Below are 3101 nucleotides of genomic sequence, written 5' to 3' on the forward strand. Positions count from 1 at the left end.
GTACCTTGGGCCGGGTGAGCCAGGCCGACGGCGGCACGTTGTTTCTTGATGAAATCGGCGACTTCCCCCTCAGCCTGCAACCGAAGTTGCTGCGCTTTATTCAGGACAAGGAATACGAGCGCGTCGGCGACCCGGTGACCCGCCGCGCCGATGTGCGCATTGTCGCGGCGACCAACCTGGACTTGGACGCCATGGTGCGCGAAGGCAAGTTCCGTGAAGACCTGCTGTATCGCCTTAACGTTATTACCCTCAAGCTGCCGCCCCTGCGTGAACGTGCCGACGACGTGCTGATGCTTGCTGAGCGTTTTCTCGCCCGCTTTGTTAAAGACTACGCCCGCCCTGGCCGCGCCTTTAGCGACGAGGCGCGCACCGCGCTGCTGGACTACCAGTGGCCGGGCAATATCCGCGAGCTGCGCAACGTGATTGAACGGGCGAGCATTATTTGCCCGCAGGAAATCGTCGACGTCAGCCACTTAGGCCTGGTCGCGCCAACCAGCAGCAATGCCCCGCGTGTGGGCGCTGACCTGAGCCTGGAAGACCTGGAAAAAGCCCATATCGCCGCCGTACTGGCCACCAGTGAGACCCTGGACCAAGCCGCGAAAACACTGGGCATCGACGCCTCGACGCTGTACCGCAAACGCAAACAGTACAACCTATGAAGCCCGCCATGACCCTGCGAACGCGGTTCTTCCTGAGCTTCTCAGCGCTGATTACAGTGGCGCTGCTGGGGCTGTTATTGGGCGTGGTCAGCGTGTTGCGCATGGCCCAGACCCAGGAAGGCCTGATTCAAAACAGCTTTGCCACCATCGACCTCGGCCAACGCCTGCGCACCAGCTTTGGCGACCAACTGACCATCATGCTGCGGGAAAAACCCGACCTGGAAGCGCTGCGTGCCTCGCAGGCGAAATTCCGCAGCCTGCTGGAAGAAAGCATGGACCTGGACAACCGCGACGACCGCGAGGGTTTCGAGCGGGTCGATAAGGCCTACAGCGATTTTCTCGCCATGCTCAGTGAGGCCGACCCCACCGGCGGCGGTATTAATAACGACAACAACGTCAGCCAAGCCTTCAATCTGGTGCGCAAGCACCTGCTTGACGTGCAGCAGGCGGCCATCAATAAAGTCAGCATGGCCGAAGCCCAGGCTCGCGACCGTGCCAAGCTGATCGCCTTGCTGCTAAGCCTGCTCGGCGCCGCCGTGCTGCTAGTCGGTTTGCTGACCGCGCAAAGCATTGCCCGTCGTTTCGGCACCCCGATCGAAGCGCTGGCCAAAGCCGCCGACAAAATCGCCCAAGGCGACTTCGGCATCACCCTACCGGTATCGTCGGTGAGCGAAATGGCCCTGCTCAGCAGCCGTTTCGGGGTGATGGCCGATGCCCTGCGCCAGCTCAAAGAAACCAATGTTGAAGCGCTGGTCGCCAGCCAAAAACGCCTGCAAGCCGTGCTCGACAGCATTGACGATGGCCTGGTGATCATCGACGAACACGGCCATATCGAACACGCCAACCCCGTCGCCATCCGCCAACTGTTTTGGGAACACGACCTGCTCGGCAAAAGCTTGGGCTCAGTGATCAACCGCCCGGAACTGGACGAGGCGGTGCTGCTGGTGCTCAGCGGCAAGCAACTGGAACAGATACCGGAAGACCTGCTGATTGAAACCGCCGGGGAAAAGCGCCTGCTGGCTTGGGCTTTGACCCCCGTGCACCACGTTGACGGCCGTACCGTAGGCGCAGTGATGGTGCTGCGCGACGTAACTGAACAACGCGCTTTCGAACGTATCCGCATGGAATTCGTACTGCGCGCCTCCCACGAACTGCGCACCCCCGTGACCGGCATGCACATGGCCTTCAGCCTGCTGCAAGAACGGCTGAAGTTTTCTGCCGAATCGCGCGAAGCTGACCTGATTCGCACCGTGGACGAAGAAATGGCGCGCCTGGTGCAACTGATTACCGACCTGCTGAACTTCTCGCGCTACCAAAACGGCCTGCAAAAACTCGAACGCGCGCCGTGCGACCTGCAGCAACTGATCACCCAAACCCAAGAGCGCTTCGCCAGCAAAGCCAGCGAGCGAGAAATCAACATAGTGGTCGAAGTGCTGGAACCGCTGACCCAAGTAAACATCGACCGCCAACAGATCGAACGGGTACTCGACAACCTGATTGGCAACGCCCTGCGCCACAGCATCAGCGGCAGTGAAATTCAGGTACAAGCGCGCCGCCATGGCGAGCGGCTAATCATCAGCGTGCAGGACTACGGCGAAGGCATCGACTTCAGCCAGCAGGCACGGATATTTGAGCCGTTTGTACAGATAGGTAAACGCAAAGGCGGCGCGGGATTGGGCTTGGCCTTGTGCAAAGAAATCGTGCAACTGCACGGCGGGCGCATCAGCGTGTACTCACGGCCGGGTAAGGGCTCGCAGTTTTATATGGCGTTGCCGATTTAAGTGCTCAGCGCAATGAACTGTGCAAGCCGCAGCCCTCACCCCTAGCCCCTCTCCCGCACGCGGGCGAGGGGGACAGATCAGTGCTCGCCGTAACAGCTCCGTCAAACCGCCCTCTCCTGCTAAGGCGGCGGCTAGGCGAGCGAGCTAGGGAGAGGGAGCACTTGACCTTGATCTGCTCTTGATCCGCTCTTGATCTACCCGCCCCGTTCATCGCAGGCCGAGTGGAGTCGTTGTGTAAGGGGTAGAGCGGCAGGGACGCCGCGAGAGGCACATCGGGCCATGGAAGGCCCGTTGGGCCGTGCCCCTGGAGCGACGACGTAGCGAGGGAAGTCGGAGCGCAGCGTAGACCCAAGGTAGGGGCAAGATTTTTTGGTTTCTTTTTCATCGACTGGAAAAAGAAACTCGCGCGTAAGGCGCGAAACCAAACGTTCAGCACACGCGATAACCAGGAAAAAACGCTCACCCGAAGCCGTGAACGGTGAACGGTGAACGGTGAACGGTGAACGGTCAGACGTTAGCGCAACACCGGATCAAACTTAATCCGCCGCCCAAACACCAACGCCAACACAAACATCCCCACCAACACACCCGTAGTCAGCTTCAACAAACCGATCCACACCATATTGGTCAGCGGCGCATACAACACCACACCGCAGCAAAC

2 protein-coding genes are annotated in these 3101 nt (G+C 60.0%); both read left to right on the top strand.

Translation table 11 applies throughout. The features are described 5' to 3' along the window. Positions 1–659: sigma 54-interacting transcriptional regulator (locus AAAB16_RS19325; protein ID WP_340664791.1), on the top strand; the 659-nt coding region annotated here is incomplete at its 5' end. Beyond that, the gene (locus AAAB16_RS19330) at positions 656–2440 is read left to right on the top strand and encodes a KinB sensor domain-containing domain (protein ID WP_340664792.1); all 1785 of its coding nucleotides are present in this window, start codon (positions 656–658) and stop codon (positions 2438–2440) included. The genes AAAB16_RS19325 and AAAB16_RS19330, both read left to right, overlap by 4 nt. Positions 2441–3101 lie beyond the last annotated feature (661 nt).

The sequence above is a fragment of the Pseudomonas sp. genome (assembly GCF_037994325.1).
GTDB lineage: Bacteria > Pseudomonadota > Gammaproteobacteria > Pseudomonadales > Pseudomonadaceae > Aquipseudomonas.

Excerpts from the sequence above, each read along its gene's own strand:
- AAAB16_RS19330 (WP_340664792.1), top strand. The coding sequence starts at position 656 with ATGAAGCCCGCCATGACCCTGCGAACGCGGTTCTTCCTGAGCTTCTCA.